This is a genomic window from Streptomyces sp. P5F9 (assembly GCF_057961495.1).
This window is the reverse complement of the sequence record NZ_JBXVPZ010000638.1, coordinates 1-4,388: the sequence shown is the minus strand read 5'-3', so window position 1 is coordinate 4,388 and position 4,388 is coordinate 1. Positions and strand designations below refer to the sequence as shown.

Annotated in this window: 3 protein-coding genes; 1 reads left to right on the top strand and 2 read right to left on the bottom strand. The window is 70.2% G+C overall.

Features of this window, described 5'->3' with window-relative positions:
- Positions 1-22: 22 nt before the first annotated feature.
- Together AC31A1_RS47465 and AC31A1_RS47460 are read right to left on the bottom strand one after the other, a co-directional pair.
- Entirely contained in the window at positions 23-1,630 is a 1,608-nt protein-coding gene (locus tag AC31A1_RS47465) for an AMP-binding protein (protein WP_489659276.1), read from the bottom strand.
- 20 nt (positions 1,631-1,650) lie between these two features.
- Complete coding sequence (locus AC31A1_RS47460; protein WP_489659275.1) at positions 1,651-3,333, bottom strand: AMP-binding protein; 1,683 nt, start codon at positions 3,331-3,333, stop codon at positions 1,651-1,653.
- A 251-nt stretch (positions 3,334-3,584) separates the two neighbouring features.
- Here AC31A1_RS47460 and AC31A1_RS47455 point away from each other — a divergent pair.
- Positions 3,585-4,388 (top strand): LuxR C-terminal-related transcriptional regulator (locus AC31A1_RS47455; RefSeq protein ID WP_489659274.1); only part of this gene is annotated, 804 nt, incomplete at its 3' end.

Genomic DNA, 4,388 nt, shown 5'->3' with positions numbered 1-4,388 from the left:
CACCCGCACCCACCGGCCCACTTCACCGCCCCCGAACAGCCCGCTCCCGCAGCTCGATCTTCCGTACCTTCCCCGACACCGTCATCGGGAAGGCATCCATGATCTGGAGCAGACTCGGGATCTTGTAGTGCGCCAACCTGCCCTCGCAGAAGCCCCGCAGCTCATCCAGCGTCAGTGGATCCGCCGGGTCGCGCGGGATCACGCACGCCAGGACCTCCTCCCCGTAGCGCTCATGCGGCACCCCCACCACCTGGACGTCCGCGACCTTCGGGTGGGTGTAGAGGAACTCCTCGATCTCGCGCGGGTAGATGTTCTCGCCGCCCCGGATGATCATGTCCTTGATGCGGCCGACGATCTCGACGTAGCCGTCCTCGCGCATCATCGCGAGGTCACCCGTGTGCATCCAGCGTCCCGCGTCGATCGCCTCGGCGGTCTTCTCGGGCTCGTTCCAGTAGCCGAGCATCACGCTGTAGCCGCGGGTGCACAACTCGCCCGCCGCGCCCCGGGGTTGGGTGACCCCCGTCGCCGGGTCGACGACCTTGACCTCCAGGTGCGGGAGGACGCGACCGACCGTTCCGGTGCGGTGTTCGAGGTCGTCGTCCATCCTCGTCTGGAGCGAGACCGGAGACGTCTCCGTCATGCCGTAGCAGATGGAGACCTCCGCCATGTGCATCTCGGCGACCACCCGTTTCATCACCTCGACCGGGCAGGGCGAGCCCGCCATGATGCCGGTGCGGAGGGAGGAGAGGTCGTAGGACGCGAAGTCGGGGAGGTTCAACTCCGCGATGAACATGGTCGGGACGCCGTAGAGCGACGTGCAGCGCTCCTGCTGGACCGCCTTCAGTGTCGCCATCGGGTCGAAGGACGGGGCCGGGATCACGATGCACGCGCCGTGCGAGGTGGCCGCGAGGTTGCCCATGACCATGCCGAAGCAGTGGTAGAAGGGCACCGGGATGCAGACCCGGTCCTGCTCGGTGTACGCGATCAACTCGCCGACGAAATAACCGTTGTTGAGGATGTTGTGGTGGGAGAGGGTGGCTCCCTTGGGGAAGCCGGTCGTACCCGAGGTGTACTGGATGTTGATGGGGTCGTCGCAGGACAACTCGGCCTCGCGGGACCGGAGTTCCTCCGAACGGTCAGCCGCGCCCCGGGCGACCAGCGCGTCCCAGCTCGGGTCGCCGATGTACACCGTCTCTCGCAACTCCGGGCACTTGGGCCGCACTTGCTCGACCATCGCCCGGTAGTCACTCGTCTTGTGGCTGACCGAGGCGAACAGGACCGAGATCCCCGCCTGTTTGAGGACGAACTCCACCTCGTGGGTGCGGTACGCGGGGTTGATGTTCACCATGACCGCGCCGATGCGGGCGGTGGCGTACTGGACGAGCACCCACTCCGCGCAGTTGATCGCCCAGATGCCCACCCGGTCGCCCTTCGCCACCCCGCTCGCGAGCAGCGCGTACGCCAACTGCTCGACGTCCGCGGCGAATTGGCCGTACGTCCAGCGCCGCCCGGACGGCACGTCGACGAGCGCCTCACGGTCGGGCCACGCGGCGACCGCCCGGTCGAGGTTGGCCCCGATGGTGTCGCCGAGGAGTGAAGTCCCGCTGGTTCCATGGCTGTACGAGTTCATCGACGAGTTCATCGACGATTTCACCGGCGCGTGCATCGGAAGTCCTCCTCGCGGTACTCGGCGGCCGACCCCGCGACCGTCGCCTCCCGCAGTTCGATCCGGCGGATCTTGCCGGAGACGGTCTTGGGCAGGTCGGCGAACTCCAGCCGCCGGATGCGCTTGTACGGGGCGAGCACGTCGCGCGAGTGCTCGAACAGCACCTTCGCGGTGTCGGGCCCCGGCTCCCAGCCCGCCGCGAGCACGACGTACGCCTTCGGTACCGCGAGCCGCAGCTCGTCCGGCGCTGGCACCACGGCGGCCTCGGCCACCGCCTCGTGCTCCAGCAGGGCGCTCTCCAGCTCGAACGGGGAGATCTTGTAGTCGGAGGCCTTGAAGACGTCGTCGGACCGGCCGACGTAGGTGATGTAGCCGTCCTCGTCGCGGGAGCCGATGTCGCCGGTGCGGTAGTACCCGCCGGCCATCGCCTCCGCCGTACGGTCCGGGTCGCCGTGGTAACCGGTCATCAGGCCGACCGGCGGGTCGGACAGGTCGAGCGCGATCTCGCCCTCGGCTGCGCCCGGCGCACCCGACACCGGGTCCAGCAACTCGACCCGGTAACCCGGACTCGGCCGCCCCATCGAACCCGTCTTCAACGGCTGACCGGGACTGTTCGACACCTGCACGGCCGTCTCCGTCTGCCCGAAGCCGTCCCGGATGGTGACGCCCCAGGCCCGCCGGACCTGCTCGATCACCTCGGGATTCAGGGGCTCCCCCGCCGCCAGCGCCTCGCGTGGCGGGGTGCGCAGCTGGGTCAGGTCGGCCTGGATGAGCATGCGCCAGACGGTCGGCGGGGCGCAGAAGGTGGTGACGCCCGCGCGGTCCATCTCGGCCATCAGCCGGGCCGCGTCGAAGCGCGTGTAGTTGTGGATGAAGACGGTCGCCTCCGCGTTCCAGGGCGCGAAGAGGTTCGACCAGGCGTGCTTGGCCCAGCCGGGCGAGGAGATGTTGAGGTGCACGTCGCCGGGCTGGAGGCCGATCCAGTACATGGTGGCCAGATGGCCGATCGGGTACGAGGTGTGGGTGTGCTCGACCAGCTTGGGGCGGGCGGTCGTGCCCGAGGTGAAGTACAGCATCAGCGGGTCGTCGGCCAGGGTCGGGCCGTCCGCCGTGAACTCCGCGGAAGCGGCGTACGCGTCCTCGTACGTCCGCCAGCCCTCGACCGCGCCGCCGACCGCAATCCGCGTGTAGGTCCCGGGCACCTCGTCGAACTTGGCGGTGTCCCCGGAGCGCACGATCGCCTGCCGGACCCGGCCGCGTTCGACGCGGTCGCGCAGGTCGGCGGGGCCCAGCAGCGGGGTGGCCGGGATGACGACGGCGCCGAGCTTCATCGCGGCCAGCGCCGTCTCCCACAGTTCGGTCTGGTTGCCGAGCATGACGAGGATCCGGTCCTCGGCGCGGACGCCCTGGGCGCGCAGCCAGTTGGCGACGCGGTTCGAGCGCTCGGACATCTCGGCGAAGGACAGGGCGGCCTCGGTGCCGTCCTCCTCGACGATGTGCAGCGCGGTGCGGTCGTTGCCGGCCGCGACGACGTCGAACCAGTCGAGCGCCCAGTTGAAGTGCTCGGGCCTGGGCCAGGAGAAACCCTCGTAGGCCGTGGCATAGTCCGTACGGTGCGCCAGCAGAAAATCCCTCGCGCTACGGAACGACTCACTCGCCGTCGTCATCTGTCCTCCTTGCTTTTTTGGGTCGTTCACCTCCAGGGTGCTCTCAGCCGGCGTCGTGAGCCCGACCGTGCTCAGCCCTTCGGGCCTCCGCGCGCTCGACCTCTCGACGCCGGCGCACCCTTCCAGTTCACTCCCGCGGTACCGGACCATTGCCGGGCGGCTCTCTGACATCGTGTAATCCGTGATGTGGGTCTCACTACCCCCGTACGGGGGTGTGTGCAGCAGGGCGGCCGCAATGAAGGGGCAAGCGGGTGGCGACGGACGCGGCAGGGATGGTGGAGATTCAGTCGGCGCTGGTACGGCTACGGCGCGGTACGGGGCTGCCGGTCGCCTTCGGCGGCCTGGTGGAGACCGGCCGGCAGCAGATGCGCATCAGTGAGCTGAGCGGCACGTTGACCCCGTCCCTGCGCGCCCTCGCGGTGTCCTCGGGCAACGGTCTCGGCGGCAGGGCGGTAGCCCTCGCCCGCCCGTGCGCCGTCCTGGACTACTCCGCCTCCCGCCAGATCAGCCACGAGTACGACGCCCCGGTGGCCGCCGAGGGCCTGCGCGCGATCCTCGCGGTCCCGGTCGTCGTACGGCGCCGGGTACGCGGTGTCCTCTACGGCGCGCTGCGCACCGCCCAGCCGCTGGGCGACCGGATGCTGAGCGCCGCGATGGAGGCCGCGCGGGACGTGGAACAGGCGCTGGTGGTACGGGAGGAGGTGCGGGAGCTGCTGAGCGCGGCGCGCCCGGCACCGGCCCCCGACCCGGCGGCGAGCGCGGTGTGGGAGCAGGTGCGGGAGGCGCACGCGGCGCTGCGGGCGCTGGCCCCGCGCATCCCGGACCCGGCACTGCGTGCTGAACTGCTCGACGCCTGCGGCCTGTTGACGGGCGAGGCCGCCACAGGGGACGTAGAACTCGCACCCCGGGAGCTGGACGTACTGGCGTGTGTGGCGGCGGGGGCGACGAACGCGGTGGCGGCGGAGCGGCTGGGGCTGCGGCCGGAGACGGTGAAGGGGTATCTGCGCTCGGCGATGCGGAGGCTCGGGGCGCACACCCGCGGGGAGGCCGTGGTG